The following is a 15,350-nucleotide window of genomic DNA, read 5'->3' on the forward strand; positions in this document are numbered from 1 at the left end:
ATCAGACCCGCTCGATGATCGTGGCGGCTCCCATTCCTGATGCAATACACAAGGTGGCAAGGCCGGTTTCCTTATCCGCCCGCTCCATCTCATCCAGCAGGGTGCCGATGATCATCGCGCCGGTGGCCCCCAGCGGGTGGCCCATAGCGATCGATCCGCCGTTGACGTTGACCTTTTCACTTTCCACATCAAAGGCTTGCATGAAGCGCAAGACGACGGCGGCAAAGGCTTCGTTCACTTCGAAAAGGTCGATATCCTTGATGTTCATGCCATTGTCGGCAAGGATTTTCTCGGTCACGGGAACGGGACCGGTCAGCATGATTGTCGGGTCGGTGCCGATTTTCGCCGTGGCGCGGATGCGAGCGCGGGGCTTCAGCCCATGCTTTTCACCGAAGGCCTTGGAACCGATCAGGACCGCAGCGGCCCCATCCACGATGCCGGACGAATTGCCCGCATGGTGGATGTGGTTGATCTTCTCCAGATGCGGGTATTTCATCAGCGCGACCTTGTCGAAACCGGGCATGACCTCGCCCATCGCCTGAAACGCCGGGTTCAGCCCGCCAAGGGACTGCATATCCGTCTGCGGGCGCATGTATTCGTCATGATCGAGGATGGGCAGGCCGTTCTGGTCCTTGATTTCAATGACCGATTTGGCAAAGCGTTTGTCATCCCATGCCGCTTTGGCCCGACGTTGGGATTCCACCGCCAATTGGTCGGCATCGTCGCGGGTAAAGCCGTACTCCGTGGCAATGATATCCGCACTGATGCCTTGAGGGACAAAGTATTTCTCCATGGCCAGCGTCGGGTCCACGGCGATTGCCGCGCCGTCAGAGCCCATCGCCACACGACCCATCATCTCGACACCGCCCGCGATGTAACCATCGCCTGCGCCACCCTTAACCTGATTGGCCGCCAAATTCACCGCCTCCATGCCGGAGGCGCAGAAGCGATTGATCGCGAGGCCGGGGATGCGCTCGTCCAGATCGGAGGCCAGCACGGCCGAGCGCGCGAGGCACCCACCTTGCTCCATCACCTGGGTGACATTGCCCCAGATCACGTCCTCGACGGCATGACCTTCGAGGTTGTTGCGCTCTTTCACGGCGTTCAGCGTCTGGGCCGAGAGGCGCAGCGAGGTCACCTCGTGCAGGCTGCCGTCCTTGCGGCCCTTGCCGCGCGGTGTGCGCAATGCGTCATAGATGTAAGCTTCGGTCATATGTGTCTCCTTCTCGCACGGGTTCCGCGCGGTATCTTGATCAAGCGCGGTGCCGCGCAGCGTGTCAGTCAGGCGCGGTCAGCGGGGCTGCCGGGCATCAGATCGTAGGGGGCCTTCCAGCCCGGTGTGTCGGAAATACGCGTGAGCCACGCATCGATATGGGGCCAATCTGCCCGCTCAAATCCAAATTTCTCGGGATAATACAGGTACCCGCAGCAGCTGATGTCGGCATTGGTGATACTGTCACCCACAATCCAGTCGCGGCCTGCAAGGTGGTCGTTCAAAACTGAATAGGCGGCCTTGAGGCGCCCCTGGTTGAAAGCAATCACTTCCGCCGGGCGTTTGTCTTCGGGCAGAAAATGCATCAGGAACCGGGTGGGACCGGCCGTTGAGCTGAGCTTGTGGTTGTCCCAGAGCACCCAGCGCAGGATCTCGCGCCGCTCAGTTGCATCCTTGCCGCCGAACTTGCCGGATTTTTCGGAGACGTAGTCCTGGATCACCCCCGATTGCGTGAGGCGCAGATCACCGTCCACCAGCACCGGAACTTCCCCCATGATGTTCACACTTGTGCGGTACTCCGGCGTGCGGGCCTCGCCGCCGAAAAAATCGACCTGCACCGGCTCCCAGTCGAGGCCCGACAATTGCAGCGCGAGGGCGGCTTTATAGGCGTTTCCGCTTTCCCCGAAACAGTAGAGTTGGATGGTCATAGGGTCCTCGCAATCAGTTCTTTCATGATCTCATTCGTGCCGCCGTAAATGCGCTGCACACGCGCATCTGCCCACATTTCCGCGACGGCGTATTCCTGCATGAATCCGTAGCCGCCGTGCAGTTGCACGCAGTCGTCCAGCACCGCGCATTGGGTATCGGTCAGCCAGTATTTCGCCATGGCCGCCTTCTCGACGGTGAGTGCCCCGCGCAGATGCTCCTCGATGCATTGATCGAGAAAGGCGCGCGCCACCGCCGTGCGTGTCTTGCATTCCGCAAGCTTGAAGCGGGTGTTCTGGAACTGCGTCAGCGGACCGCCAAAGGCCTCGCGTTCCTTGCAATAGGCGATGGTGCGCTCCACTGCGCCTTCCATCGCGCCTACGGCGCCGCAGCCGATGATCAGCCGCTCCTGCGGCAGTTGCTGCATCATCTGGTAAAAGCCCTGACCTTCTTCACCGCCCAGAATATTCTCCGGCGGGATCGCGACATCATCGAAGAAGAGCTCCGAGGTGTCATTGGCATGCAGCCCCACCTTCTCAAGATTGCGCCCGCGGGAGAATCCCTGCGCGTCATCGGTTTCCAGCATCACCAGCGACACCCCTTTCGAGCCCTCCGACGGGTCCGTCTTGGCGGCCACGATGATCAGATTGGCGTGCTGCCCGTTGGTGATGAATGTCTTCTGCCCCGACAGACGGTAGAGGTTACCGTCTTTTACCGCGCGCGTTTTGATCGCCTGCACGTCCGAACCCGTGGAGGGTTCGGTCATCGCCAGCGCGCCCACCAGTTCTCCGGAAATCATCTGCGGCAACCAGCGTGTTTTCTGGTCTTCGGTACCATAGGCCAGCACGTAGTGGGCGACGATCCCTGAGTGGATGCCATGCCCCCAGCTGGCCAGATTGGCTCGCGCGGCTTCGATCAGGATTGCAGCCTCGTGACCGAAATCGCCGCCCGGTCCGCCGTATTCCTCCGGCACCGACGGGCAGAGCAGGCCAAGTGCGCCGGCTTCGGCCCAGGTCTCACGATCCATCTGGCCCTGCTTGCGCCAGGCCTCGAACTTTGGCGCCCACTCGGTGGTGATGAACTGCGCCGTCATCTCCGCGATCATACGGTGTTCGTCGGTCATCCACCCGGATGTTTCGGTCGTTTCGTCTTTCATGCCGCACCCTCCCCAAAAGCGCTCACTTCTTGCGGTCGTCCAACTCCGCATTGAAAAGCCGCAGCCTATGGCCGAACGTCTCCTCGTCCATCACACTATCGAAGTTCTCGAAAAGAAAAGACAGCGCCTCGCCTTCGTCCAACCCTGCATCTGCGGCAAACCGTTTCAGCCTGCGGTATCCGTCTTCGGTCATCGCAACTGGAAAGCGGCGGGTCAGGCGAAACCGTTTCGGCATCAGCAGGTCCTCTCAGTTGGCAGGTAGGGTGGGCTTTAGGCCACCCTTACCCAGGTCAGAAGTTGGCCGCATCCAGCGCCATCACGGTGTCTGCACCGGTTTCGATCCGGCTCAGGTGCAGCGCCGTCGCGGGCAATTGCCGTGCCATGTAGTAGCGTCCGGTGTGCAGCTTGCTTTCAAAGAAATCGACATCCGAGGCGCCTTTCGCAAGGGCTTCCTGCGCTGCCTTGCCCATCTTCGCCCACATCAGGCCGAGGCAGACATGTCCGAACATATGCATGAAGTCATAAGACCCCGAGAGCGCATTGTTGGGGTTCTTCATGCCGTTCTGCATGAAATACATGCCCGCCGCCTGCAGATCCTTCGATGCCGCTTTCAACGGTTCCAGGAATTGCGCGTCGAACGCGGCGTCCTGACCGGCGTTCTCCTTGATGAAGCTCTTCACCAGATCAAAGAAAGCCATCACATGCTTGCCGCCGTCCTGCGCCAGCTTGCGGCCCACGAGATCCAGCGCCTGCACGCCGTTGGCGCCTTCGTAGATCATCGCGATCCGGGCATCGCGTGCGAACTGCGACATGCCCCATTCCTCGATATAGCCGTGGCCGCCGTAAACCTGCTGCGCCTTGACGGTCATGTCATAACCCTGATCGGTCAGGAAACCCTTGATCACGGGCGTCAGCAGCGACACCAGGCCATCCGCGTCCTTGTCCTGCCCCCGATGCGCCGCATCAATCAGTGTGGAGCCCCAGAGGATGAACGCCCGCGCGCCTTCGGCAAAGCTCTTCTGATCCATCAGCGAGCGGCGGATATCCGGGTGCACGATCAGCGGATCGGCGGGGCCTTCGGGGTTTTTCACACCGGTCACGTCGCGGCCCTGCAGCCGGTCCTTGGCGTAGTCCAGCGCGTTCTGATAGGCGACCTCGGCCTGGCTCATACCTTGCATGCCCACGCCCAGACGCGCTTCGTTCATCATGGTGAACATGGCGCGCATGCCCTTATGCGCGTCGCCCAGCAGGTAACCCGTTGCGCCGTCGTAGTTCATCACGCAGGTGGAGTTGCCGTGGATGCCCATCTTTTCTTCGATCTTGCCAACCGCGACACCGTTACGGGCACCCAGGCTGCTATCGTCGTTCACGCATATTTTGGGAACAATGAAGAGGGAGACGCCCTTGATCCCCTCCGGCGCGCCGGTGATCTTGGCCAGCACAAGGTGGATGATGTTGTCGGACATGTCATGCTCACCGGCGGAGATGAAAATCTTCTGCCCGGTGATTTTGTAGCTGCCGTCATCCTGCGGCTCGGCCTTGGTGCGCATGAGGCCGAGGTCGGTGCCGCAGTGCGGTTCGGTCAGGTTCATCGTGCCGGTCCAGTCGCAGGACACCATTTTCGGCAGGTACATGTCTTTTTGTGCGTCGGTCCCGTGTGCCAGAATGGCAGAGGCGGCGCCGTGGGTCAGGCCCTGATACATCGTGAAGGCCATATTGGCCGAAGAGAACATCTCACCCACAGCTGTGCCGATCACATAGGGCATGTTCTGCCCGCCGTATTCTTCGGGCATGTCGAGCCCGGGCCAGCCGCCTTCCTTGACCTGCTCAAAAGCCTCTTTGAAGCCCGCGGGGGTGCGGACCACGCCGTTTTCCAGTTTGCAGCCCTCGGTGTCGCCCACCACGTTCAGCGGGGCCAGCACCTCGGAGGTCAGCTTGCCCGCTTCTTCCAGAATGGCAGATGTGAAGTCGGCCTCCAGCTCGTCATAGCCGGGGATGTCCTGCGCGGTCACGTTCAGCACATCATGCAGCACGAATTGCAGGTCTTTGGTGGGGGCGGTGTAGCGGGGCATCTTGTCTCTCTCCCTGAAAACGTGATGTCGGGTTCGTTATTCGGCGGCGCTGCGCGGGGCGCGCATGGAGGTCAGCATCTCTTCCCCCCACTTCAACTGTTCTGTCAGTTCGGCGATGGCCTCGTTCAGCGCATCGCGTTGGCTGACAAGGTCGGCCAGGCGCTGACGGGCCACATCATAGGTGCGCGCAAGCTGTGTCTGCTGCTGATCTCCCATGTCGTAAAGGTCCAGCAGCTGGCGGATTTCCTCAAGACTGAAACCAAACTTCTTGCCACGCAGGATCAGCTTGAGGCGGGCGCGATCGCGCCGTGTGAACAGGCGTTTCTGACCTTCCCGGATCGGAAACAGCAATTCCTTGGATTCGTAGAAGCGCAGCGTGCGCGGGGTCACATCGAACTGATCGCACATCTGGCGAATGGTCATGATTTCGTCGGTCATCGGCTTCACTCTTTCAACAGCGGAACGCGGCACAAATATGAACTGGGTGTTCAGCTACAACACAAGATGACGTTTACGTAACCTGAACGTCACGTCACTTTGACAGCTGCCATCGCGGAAGCCCAGCAGCACGTCGCGTCACAAAGGCTGTCCGTGCCAAAAGACGCGGATTGATGTGCGGAAACTTGCGTATATTCACGCCAGTGCGTGCTTTTGGGCGGTTTCAGGTCAGGACTTCGTGATCTCTTTGGCAACAGAATCGCGCAGGTCCTGAAGCTCCTGCATGGCCTCGTCCAATTGCCTGCGTTGATCCGCCAGTTCCTTGAGCTGTCCATCGGCAAGTGTCACCCAGGCCTCCATCTGCGCGGAGGTGCCCTCGTTTTCGTAGATCAGCAGCCATTGGCGGATGTCTTCGAGCTGGAAGCCGAATTTGCGCCCCCGCAGGATGAGCTTCATGCGGGCCCGTTCGCGGGGGCCGTAGAATCGGGCGCGGCCTTCGCGGTCCGGTTCGAGCAGTTCGATGTACTCGTAGTAGCGCAATGTGCGTGGGGTTACGTCGAATTCGGCGCACATTTCTTTGAATGTCAGGCGGTGGTCTGCCATGCAACTTCTCTCCCTGAACCACAGGCTAGGCCGGGCGCTGCCCGAGCGCAACCGTCGCTCTTGCTCTTGGCGGGCGGATGCGTTGATAAAGGAGCAAGAAGAATCCGGGCAATGCCCATCGGAGCAGACTTCCATGGCCACAAAAACCGACATCGCGCGACAGTTTATCGAAGCGATTCCGCACAGCAAGGCGCTGGGCATGCGACTGACGGACATGGGGGAGGGCACATCGACCATCGAGATGCCTTATGATGAAAAGCTCGTGGGGGATCCGGAAACGGGCGTGATTCACGGCGGTGCGGTCTCGGCCCTGATGGACACCTGCTGTGGGGCTGCGGTGATGAGCCATCCGGCCAGCCCGGGCGGAACAGCGACGATTGATCTGCGCATCGATTACATGCGCGCCGCCACGCCGGGCCAGTCGATCACGGCCACCGCGATCTGTTATCACGTGACCCGCACGGTGGCATTCGTGCGTGCGACGGCGACGGATGAGGATACGGATAATCCTGTCGCGGCCGCGACCGGTGCTTTTACGGTGGAGACTGCACGATGAAGGCGCCGCGCCGCCCGCCCGAGCCGGTCCAGGTCATCAAGCAACGTCGCGATGCCACGCTGCGCGCGCTGGTCGAGGGGGTGCCCTACATCCAGTATCTGGGCATGCAGTTTGAGCGTAAGGGCGATGAGCTGACCGGGGTTCTGCCCTTTGACCAGAAGCTGATCGGCAACCCGATGCTGCCTGCCATTCATGGCGGCGTGACGGCGGCCTTCCTGGAGGTCACGGCGATCATCACCCTCAGCTGGACCTATCTTTGGGAAGACGTGGAGTCCGGCGCCATCGATACGGCCACGCTGGAGGCGGGCGGTCTGCCGCGTCTGCCGAAGACAATTGATATTTCAACGGATTATCTGCGGTCCGGCCTGCCGCGCGATGCCTATGCGCGGGCGCGGATCAACCGGTCTGGCCGCCGCTACGCCTCTGTGCATGTGGAGGCCTGGCAGGACAATCGCAACCGGCTTTTTGCGCAGGCCACGGGGCATTTCCTGATGCCCCAACGGCGTGAGTGACACTGTCCCGGGCGCACCGGCTGGCGTGACCCACCGCCGCGTTCTGAAGATTGCGCTGCCCATCGTCCTCTCCAATGCAACGGTGCCTATTCTGGGCGCGGTCGACGTGGGCGTCGTGGGGCAGATGGGAGAGGCGGCCCCTATTGGTGCGGTGGCGCTCGGTGCGATCATCCTCTCCACGGTCTATTGGATTTTCGGGTTTCTGCGCATGGGCACTGTCGGCCTCGTCGGACAGGCCGAAGGGGCAGGGGACAGCGCCGAGGTCTCCGCCTGGTTGACCCGCGCGCTGCTGGTGGCGCTGGCGGGCGGACTGGCGTTGATCGTGCTGCAGCCTTTGATCTTTTGGGGTGCGCTGAGCCTCGCTCCCGCCAGTGACGAGGTGGAAAGCCTGGCCTGGACCTACCTCAGCATCCGGATCTGGACCGCGCCTGCGGCGATTGCCGTCTATGCGCTGACCGGGTGGCTCGTGGCGATGGAGCGCACGGGCGGTGTGTTCTGGGTTCAACTGGTGATGAACGGCGTCAACATCCTGCTCGATCTGCTCTTCGTGCTGGTCTTCGACTGGGGTGTTCAGGGCGTGGCTGTGGCGACTGTCATTGCCGAGCTGACGGGCGCGGCCTTGGGGCTGTGGTTCTGTCGCGGGGCTTTTGCGCGGCCCGACTGGCGCGACTGGCCGCGCATTTTTGACCGGGCCAAGCTCATTCGCATGGCGCTTTTAAACACCGATATCCTGTTGCGCTCGGCGATGCTGATGATCATCTTCTCTTCCTTTGTCTTCATCGGCGCACGGTTCGGGGATGTGACGCTGGCGGCGAATGAGGTGCTGATCCAGTTCATGTATATCACTGCCTACGCCATGGACGGCTTTGCCTTTGCCGCCGAGACCCTGATTGCGCGGGCCTTTGGGCGCGGCGACAGGGCCTATGTGCGCCGTGCGGCGCTGGTCACCTCCGGCTGGGGCATGGTGATCTGCATTGCAACCGCTGCGGCCTTTGCGCTTTCCGGCGGATGGATCATCGATCTGATGGCCAAGAACGCCGATGTGCAGGAGACCGCGCGGGTGTTTCTGCCGTACATGGTCATCGCGCCGCTGTTGGGCTGCGCGGCATGGATGTTCGACGGGATCTTCATCGGCGCGACCCGCAGCAAGGACATGCGCAACATGATGGCGGTCAGCTTTGCGATTTACTGGGGTGCGATTGCTGTGTTGTTGCCGCTCTTGGGCAACCACGGGCTGTGGCTGGCGCTGCTGATTTCCTTCATCGCGCGCGGGGTCACACTGGGGCTGCGCTATCCTGCGCTGGAAGCCTCTGCCGGAAAGGCGTGACTACAGCCAATCCGCCTTGCGGCTCCCAACGGCCTCCTGCACGGAGGCGAAACCATCGCGCTTAAGCAATCGATCAAGCCCGAGGGCGATGTCCTGCACAAGTGAAAGCCCGCCATAGACCAGCGCCGTGTAGAGCTGCACCGCAGAGGCACCTGCACAGATTTTGGCATAGGCCTGTTCAGCGGACCCAACACCGCCCACCCCGATCAGCGGGATGTCGGTTTGCTCGGAAAGCTGTGCAAGGACACGTGTGGAGCGATCAAAGAGCGGCTGACCGGACAGGCCGCCCGCCTGATGCGCATGGCGGCTTTGTAGCCCGTCGCGTGACAGCGTTGTGTTGGTTGCGATGATCGCGTCAACCTTTGCTTCCCGCGCCACGGCGGCGATATCCGCGATTTCAGACGCGTTGAGATCAGGAGCGATTTTCAGGAAAACCGGGGTGTTGCCGCGCACCTGCATGACGCCGTCCAGAAGGGCTGCCAGCGCCGCAGGACCCTGCAAGTCGCGCAGCTTTTCGGTGTTGGGGGAGGAGACATTGACGGTCGCAAAATCCACATGTCCCCGCAGATGCGCCATGACTTGGGCAAAATCAGCCGCCCGATCCTGGCTGGTCTTGTTGGCGCCCAGGTTGATGCCCAGAGGGATGGATGCGTGGGCCGCTGCAAGGCGCCGACCAATCGCCTCCATCCCGTCGTTGTTAAAGCCGAACCGGTTGATGGCGGCGGCATCTTCGCGCAACCGGAAAAGACGCGGTTTCGGGTTGCCGGGTTGCGGCAGGGGCGTCGCGGCGCCGACCTCCAGAAATCCGAAACCTGCACGCGAGAGCGGCGCAATGGCTTCGGCATTCTTGTCAAACCCTGCAGCCAGCCCGATGGGGTTCGGCACATCCAGCCCGGCGATTTGTGTTCTCAGACGCGGTGTGCTGATCGGCCCAGCCGATGCTGCCAATCCGCTGCGCAAGGCGCGCAGGGCCAAGCCATGGGCCTTTTCGGGGTCGATCTGACGCAGCGCCCGCAGGCCCAGCTGTTCCAACGCGCGTTTCATCGGTGATGCCCGGTCACGCGCTGGCTTCTTCCAGACCGGCAGGGAACTGGTGAACGCCATCTTTGAGCGGCAGGGGCTGCGCCCAGACCACATCCTCCAGGCGCAGGTCCCGATAGAGATGCGGGAAAAGCTGATCGCCGCGCGAGATCTCCCATTTCAGATCGTCTCCCAGGCGGTCGGCGTCCACCGCAAGAAGCATCAGACCGTCGGCACCGGCAAAATGCTTGGCAGCTGTTTCAGCAGCCTGTGTCGCGGTTGAGAAATGCACATATCCATCGGACACATCGATTGGCGCCCCGGCAGTTGCGCCTTTGGCCCGCAAATCCGACCATTCGTCGCTTCGAAAAATCTTGAATATCATCATGCGCGCGGTGATGCCTTTTGCGGCAGGTCGGGTCAAGGGTTCGCGGCGCGGATGATTACCACGGGTCAGGGCGTCCTGCACGGACCACACAGTCTTTGACACCTGCCGCCTCAGCCGCCACCATTACAGCAGTTTCCAACCGAGGGGATAACCATGAAACGATTCTTGACAGCGACCGCTGCGCTTGCCCTGACAAGCGGTATGGCGTCGGCTGAGTACAGCCTGACGATCCTGCACACCAATGATTTCCACGCCCGCTTTGAGCCGATCAACAAGTATGACAGCAGCTGTTCCGCCGAGGACGATGCCGAAGGCGAATGCTTTGGCGGCTCTGCCCGGCTGATCACGGCGATTGAAGAGGCCCGCGCGCGCTCGAACAACGCGATCCTTGTCGATGGCGGCGATCAGTTCCAGGGCACGCTCTTCTACACCTATTACAAAGGCGCGCTGGCCGCCGAGATGATGAACAAGATGGGCTATGACGCGATGACCGTGGGCAACCACGAATTCGACGATGGCCCCGAGGTGTTGCGCGGGTTCATGGACGCGGTGAACTTCCCCGTTCTGATGTCCAACGCGGATGTCTCCGCCGAACCGCTGCTGGCGGATACGCTGGCCAAATCCACGGTGATTGAGCGCGGTGGCGAAAAGCTGGGCCTGATCGGTCTGACGCCGGAGGATACGGATGAGCTGGCCTCGCCCGGAGACAACATCACCTTCTCCGATCCCGTGGCCGCGGTGCAGGGAGAGGTTGACCGGCTGACGGCGGAAGGCGTGAACAAGATCATCGTGCTCAGCCATTCGGGCTACGGCGTTGACCAGCGCGTGGCGGCTGAGACCACCGGTGTCGATGTGATCGTCGGCGGGCATTCCAACTCACTGCTGTCGAACACATCCGATCGCGCGGATGGGCCCTACCCGACCATGGTGGGCGATACTGCCATCGTACAGGCCTATGCCTATGGCAAGTTCCTGGGCGAGCTGAACCTGACCTTCGACGATGCGGGTAATATCACCGAAGCCCGGGGCGAGCCGCTGTTGATCGATGCCTCCGTGAGCAAAGACAGCGCCACTGCAGACCGTATCGCCGAGGCGGCCCAACCGCTGGAGGAAATCCGCAACAAGGTCGTGGCGGAAACGGCCTCGGAAATCATCGGTGTGCGCGAAGATTGCCGGGCGCGGGAATGCGCCATGGGCAACCTGATCGCCGATGCAATGCTGGACCGGGTCAAGGATCAGGGGGTTGAGATCGCGATCCAGAACGGCGGCGGTATCCGCGCCAGCATCGATGCGGGCAAGGTGACCATGGGCGAAGTGCTGACGGTGCTGCCGTTCCAGAACACGCTGAGCACCTTTGACGTGACCGGCGCCAAGATCATCGAGGCGCTGGAAAACGGTGTCAGCCAGCACGAAGAGGGCGCAGGCCGTTTCCCGCAGGTGGCGGGCATGAGCTATGCCTTTGACGTGTCCCAACCCGCAGGCAGCCGGATCAGCGATGTGATGGTGGGCGGTGCGCCGATTGACCCGGCCAAGGTCTATTCGGTCGTGTCGAACAACTATGTCCGCAACGGCGGGGACGGCTACGACATGTTCAAGGATGCGGAAAACGCCTATGACTTCGGGCCGGATGTAGCCGACGTCACGGCGGATTTCCTGGCGGCGCAAGGACCCTATACGCCTTACACCGATGGCCGTATCACGGCGAAGTAACCGGACTTTCACGCATTGGATTAACGCGCGCGATGCATTTCGCGCGCGTTTTCTACATAAGCTGCATACCCGCTGGTGGTGACCGCGCAGAGCCACTATTCTGCGCACCATGTGCGGACGCTTTGTCATAACCCTGCCTGTCGATGACATGGCGCAAGTGTTCGAGGCGCTGCCGGACAACGATCTGCCAGATGTACCGAACTACAACGTTTGCCCCACCACCCGAGTGCATGTGGTGCAGGGGGGCGGCGAAGGATCACGGCGTCTGACCTCCATGCGCTGGGGATTTCTGCCGCATTGGTACAAAAGCCCGACAGCTGGTCCACTGCTGATCAATGCGCGTGCTGAAACCATCGCGGAAAAGCCTGCCTTTCGCGAGGCCGCGCGTCAGCGGCGGGCGCTTGTGGTGGCCAGCGGCTTCTACGAATGGACCAAAACGCCGGAGGGCGCGCGCGATCCGTGGTACATCACACCAGCCGACGGCGGGGCGCTGGTCATGGCGGCTGTCTGGCAGGACTGGATCAGCCCGGAGGGCGAGCGGCTGCGATGCTGTGCGCTTGTCACGACTGCCGCCAATCGCGGCATGTCTCAAATCCACCACCGCATGCCCGTGGTCCTGCAACCCGCCGACTGGCCACTCTGGCTGGGCGAAGCGGGCCACGGGGCGGCCCGTCTGATGCGTGCCACGCCAGAAGACACGCTGCGGTGGCACCGCGTGGATCGCGCGGTGAACTCCAACAAGGCCGTCGGCCCTGAATTGACGGTGCCGCTACAGGACATTGCCGGGGCTTGAGGTCGCGACATCGGGTGTTTTTATGTAGATCAGGGCGCGAGTGATCGGCGTGCCAGATCCAGACGCCCTTCGATCAGACGCTGGGACTTGCCGTGAAACCGTCCGGCCATGGTGGCATCGATCTCCAACGTGACCTCCTCGCCATGCGCAATGGTTCCGGTTGTCCAACCGCCGCCGGAACTGCTGACCCGATGCGCCCGCCCGCTGACGTTGACGAAGCGCAGCGTGTCGCCGGGCGTAAACGCGGTGCGATTTGGGAAATAGGTGGTCTGCAGGATCATGATCACGCGCTCTTCGGCCAGCGCGCGCGCGCCCGTGAATGGGACCGATCCAAGGAATACCAAGGCAACTAACGAAACAGATTTGAACACCAAACAAACACCCTTGAACCGACCCCACCCAATCGGCTGATGCGTTTTGATTAAAATTGAAATGGGGCTGAAAAGGGCCGGGCCGGTGTCGCCGCAGCGGCAATCGACCCGTGCACAGAGTGTTTCTGAACCCGGTACAGTATATTGAAATATCAGGATTTTCTCGTTAGGAGTGTATCGGGAATAATAAAAAACTATACTCTCTAGGGGGTTAGCCTTTGGGCGGCCAACCAATCACGAAAAGAGACAAGTGCGGGTGGCCCGGCACGGTCTTTCGGCCAGACAAGATAATAGGTCCCAATGGTTTGTGATGTCTGCTCCGAGGCGAGAACGAGTTGGCCATCGGCCAGATAGGGTTCCGCAAAGAACGTGGGCAGGAGCGCGATGCCCAACCCGTGAATGGCCGCCTGTGCCATGGTGGAGAACTGATCGAAAACCATGCCGGGAGGCGGCTCCTCTGCGTGCCCCAGCGCGCGCAACCATCGCGCCCATCCGCGCGGTCGGGTGTCCAGATGCAGCAGATCGTACCGCAGGATCTCCTCCGGATCGGTCAGCGCAGCGTCGATAAGGGACGGGGCACAGACCGGCACGACGGTCTCTGATAGCAGCGGCAGGTATGCCACGCCGGGCCAGTCCTCGCGCCCGAAATGAATAGCCGCATCAAAAGAAGAGGTGCGGAAATCGAAAGGCGCCAGCCGGGTGGACAGGTTCACCGTCACCTCCGGGTGCCTGCGCGCGAAATCGCGCAGACGCGGTGCCAGCCAATGCATCCCGAAGGCGGGTAGAATGGCGAGGTTCAGCGGCCCGCCCTCGACATTCGTTTGCGCCGAGACAGCGGCCTGGGCCAGGTGCTGCAGGACAGTGCGCACCTCTCTCACATAATCTTGTCCTTTGGGGGTCAGGACCAGCCCGCGTCCCTCGCGGGCCAGCAACGCCACGCCCAGCTGGTCCTCCAGTGCTTTCAACTGACGGCTGATCGCACTTTGCGTCAGCGACAGTTCCGCCGCCGCCTGCGTCGCACTGCCCAGTCGTGCGACCGCTTCAAAAGCGATCAGCGCGGAAATGGAGGGCAGGTAGCGGCGCGGCACCGACATATGAGTTTTTCTCATGGATCGCAGGATAAAGCATCGTTAGTCATTTGCCCGTGCTTTTGCAATAATGCGGCAAAGCCCGGCCCGGGCGCATTGCTGCGAGGATATGACATGAATGTTGAGACCCCCGTTCTGAAAGCCAAGGATGCCCCTGATCTGGGTGCGTTTGACTGGTCCGATCCGTTTCGTCTGGCCGACCAGCTCGAAGAGGACGAGCGGATGATCGAGGAATCCGCCCGCGCCTATGCGCAGGAAAAGCTGCAGCCGCGCATCATTGACGCCTTCGCAAATGAGACAACCGAGCCTGCGATTTTCCGCGAAATGGGGGAGATGGGTCTGCTGGGCGTGACCTGTCCGGAAGAATACGGCGGGCTGGGCGGGTCCAATGTCTCCTACGGCGTGGTCGCGCGCGAAGTGGAGCGGGTCGATTCCGGCTATCGGTCAATGATGTCGGTCCAGTCGAGCCTGGTGATCTATCCGATCTATGCCTATGGCTCCGAGGCGCAACGCAAGAAGTACCTGCCCAAGCTCTGCGCCGGCGAATGGATCGGCTGTTTTGGGTTGACCGAACCGGATGCGGGGTCCGATCCGGCAGGTATGAAAACCCGGGCGGAAAAGACGGCGACCGGCTACAAGCTGACCGGATCCAAGATGTGGATTTCAAATGCGCCGATTGCGGATGTCTTCGTGGTCTGGGCGAAATCCGAAGAGCATGGTGGAAAGATCCGCGGGTTTATCCTGGAAAAGGGCATGACCGGGCTCAGCACACCAAAGGTGGGCAACAAGCTGTCCTTGCGGGCTTCTGTTACCGGTGAGATTGTCATGGACGGCGTCGAAGTGGGCGACGACGCGCTGCTGCCCAACGTGCAGGGTCTGAAAGGCCCGTTCGGATGTCTGAACCGGGCGCGCTATGGCATCAGCTGGGGCGCGATGGGGGCGGCTGAATTCTGCTGGCACGCGGCGCGGCAATACGGGCTGGACCGCCATCAGTTTGGTAAGCCTCTTGCGGGCACGCAGCTTTTCCAGAAAAAGCTTGCGGATATGATGACGGAGATTTCACTGGGCCTGCAGGGTGCGCTGCGTGTGGGACGCCTGTTGGATCAGGCCAATGCCGCCCCTGAGATGGTCTCCATCGTGAAGCGGAACAACTGCGGCAAGGCGCTCGATATCGCGCGCATGTCGCGCGATATGCACGGCGGCAATGGAATCAGCGGTGAATTCCAGGTGATCCGGCACATGATGAACCTTGAAACGGTGAACACCTATGAGGGCACGCATGATGTGCACGCGCTGATCCTTGGCCGGGCGCAAACCGGTATCCAGGCATTTTTCTGAGCGGCGCGCCCCGGGGGCTGTCGGCCCCCGGACCCCCGAGCATATTGCGCGAACAATGAA

Annotated in this window: 17 protein-coding genes; 6 read left to right on the plus strand and 11 right to left on the minus strand. The window is 61.4% G+C overall.

Going from position 1 to position 15,350, the window contains the following annotated elements; translation table 11 throughout:
* Position 1: 1 nt before the first annotated feature.
* From ISX84_RS09795 to ISX84_RS09825, 7 genes are all read right to left on the minus strand, one after another.
* The gene (locus tag ISX84_RS09795; protein ID WP_195820141.1) at positions 2-1,213 is read right to left on the minus strand and encodes an acetyl-CoA C-acetyltransferase; all 1,212 of its coding nucleotides are present in this window, start codon (positions 1,211-1,213) and stop codon (positions 2-4) included.
* A gap of 68 nt (positions 1,214-1,281) precedes the next feature.
* Entirely contained in the window at positions 1,282-1,920 is a 639-nt protein-coding gene (locus tag ISX84_RS09800) for a glutathione S-transferase family protein (RefSeq protein ID WP_195820142.1), read from the minus strand.
* Complete coding sequence (locus tag ISX84_RS09805; RefSeq protein ID WP_195820143.1) at positions 1,917-3,074, minus strand: acyl-CoA dehydrogenase family protein; 1,158 nt, start codon at positions 3,072-3,074, stop codon at positions 1,917-1,919. Before ISX84_RS09805 ends, ISX84_RS09800 begins: the two co-directional genes overlap by 4 nt.
* A gap of 22 nt (positions 3,075-3,096) precedes the next feature.
* Positions 3,097-3,309 (minus strand): hypothetical protein, encoded by a 213-nt coding sequence (locus tag ISX84_RS09810; protein WP_195820144.1) that lies wholly within the window; start codon positions 3,307-3,309, stop codon positions 3,097-3,099.
* Between the two features lie 55 nt (positions 3,310-3,364).
* Complete coding sequence (locus tag ISX84_RS09815; RefSeq protein WP_195820145.1) at positions 3,365-5,146, minus strand: acyl-CoA dehydrogenase C-terminal domain-containing protein; 1,782 nt, start codon at positions 5,144-5,146, stop codon at positions 3,365-3,367.
* Positions 5,147-5,182: 36 nt separating this feature from the next.
* Positions 5,183-5,584, minus strand: coding sequence for a MerR family transcriptional regulator (locus ISX84_RS09820; protein ID WP_195820146.1), 402 nt, complete (start codon positions 5,582-5,584; stop codon positions 5,183-5,185).
* A 228-nt stretch (positions 5,585-5,812) separates the two neighbouring features.
* Positions 5,813-6,187 carry a MerR family transcriptional regulator gene (locus ISX84_RS09825; RefSeq protein ID WP_195820147.1) on the minus strand — a complete coding sequence of 125 codons (375 nt, stop codon included), beginning with the start codon at positions 6,185-6,187 and terminating at the stop codon, positions 5,813-5,815.
* A gap of 133 nt (positions 6,188-6,320) precedes the next feature.
* On the opposite strand from ISX84_RS09825, the gene ISX84_RS09830 reads away from it, so the two are divergent.
* The 3 genes from ISX84_RS09830 to ISX84_RS09840 are packed head-to-tail and all read left to right on the plus strand — an operon-like array spanning position 6,321 to position 8,582.
* Positions 6,321-6,743, plus strand: a complete 423-nt coding sequence (locus ISX84_RS09830) for a PaaI family thioesterase (RefSeq protein WP_195820148.1) — start codon at positions 6,321-6,323, stop codon at positions 6,741-6,743.
* Positions 6,740-7,255: a PaaI family thioesterase gene (locus ISX84_RS09835; protein ID WP_195820149.1), complete on the plus strand. Its 516-nt coding sequence runs from the start codon at positions 6,740-6,742 to the stop codon at positions 7,253-7,255. The genes ISX84_RS09830 and ISX84_RS09835 overlap by 4 nt, the downstream gene beginning before the upstream one ends.
* Positions 7,248-8,582: an MATE family efflux transporter gene (locus tag ISX84_RS09840; RefSeq protein ID WP_195820150.1), complete on the plus strand. Its 1,335-nt coding sequence runs from the start codon at positions 7,248-7,250 to the stop codon at positions 8,580-8,582. The genes ISX84_RS09835 and ISX84_RS09840 overlap by 8 nt, the downstream gene beginning before the upstream one ends.
* On the opposite strand, the gene ISX84_RS09845 is transcribed toward ISX84_RS09840, so the two are convergent.
* Both ISX84_RS09845 and ISX84_RS09850 read right to left on the minus strand, forming a co-directional pair.
* The gene (locus ISX84_RS09845; protein WP_195820151.1) at positions 8,583-9,626 is read right to left on the minus strand and encodes a quinone-dependent dihydroorotate dehydrogenase; all 1,044 of its coding nucleotides are present in this window, start codon (positions 9,624-9,626) and stop codon (positions 8,583-8,585) included.
* Between the two features lie 13 nt (positions 9,627-9,639).
* The gene (locus tag ISX84_RS09850; RefSeq protein WP_195820292.1) at positions 9,640-9,990 is read right to left on the minus strand and encodes a DUF952 domain-containing protein; all 351 of its coding nucleotides are present in this window, start codon (positions 9,988-9,990) and stop codon (positions 9,640-9,642) included.
* Between the two features lie 153 nt (positions 9,991-10,143).
* On the opposite strand from ISX84_RS09850, the gene ISX84_RS09855 reads away from it, so the two are divergent.
* Both ISX84_RS09855 and ISX84_RS09860 read left to right on the plus strand, forming a co-directional pair.
* Positions 10,144-11,700, plus strand: coding sequence for a bifunctional metallophosphatase/5'-nucleotidase (locus ISX84_RS09855; RefSeq protein ID WP_195820152.1), 1,557 nt, complete (start codon positions 10,144-10,146; stop codon positions 11,698-11,700).
* Between the two features lie 109 nt (positions 11,701-11,809).
* Positions 11,810-12,493, plus strand: a complete 684-nt coding sequence (locus ISX84_RS09860; protein WP_195820153.1) for an SOS response-associated peptidase — start codon at positions 11,810-11,812, stop codon at positions 12,491-12,493.
* A gap of 29 nt (positions 12,494-12,522) precedes the next feature.
* Here ISX84_RS09860 and ISX84_RS09865 read toward each other — a convergent pair whose 3' ends face one another.
* Together ISX84_RS09865 and ISX84_RS09870 are read right to left on the minus strand one after the other, a co-directional pair.
* Positions 12,523-12,774, minus strand: coding sequence for a cupredoxin domain-containing protein (locus tag ISX84_RS09865; protein ID WP_195820154.1), 252 nt, complete (start codon positions 12,772-12,774; stop codon positions 12,523-12,525).
* 293 nt (positions 12,775-13,067) lie between these two features.
* A complete protein-coding gene (locus ISX84_RS09870) occupies positions 13,068-13,958 on the minus strand; it encodes a LysR substrate-binding domain-containing protein (protein ID WP_195820155.1) in 891 nt (296 codons plus the stop codon).
* 108 nt (positions 13,959-14,066) lie between these two features.
* Between ISX84_RS09870 and ISX84_RS09875 the strand changes: the two genes are divergently transcribed.
* Positions 14,067-15,290: an acyl-CoA dehydrogenase gene (locus ISX84_RS09875; protein WP_195820156.1), complete on the plus strand. Its 1,224-nt coding sequence runs from the start codon at positions 14,067-14,069 to the stop codon at positions 15,288-15,290.
* Positions 15,291-15,350: the final 60 nt, after the last annotated feature.

Origin of the sequence: Roseobacter sp. MH60115 (assembly GCF_015644665.1) — a bacterium.
Classification (GTDB): domain Bacteria; phylum Pseudomonadota; class Alphaproteobacteria; order Rhodobacterales; family Rhodobacteraceae; genus Roseobacter.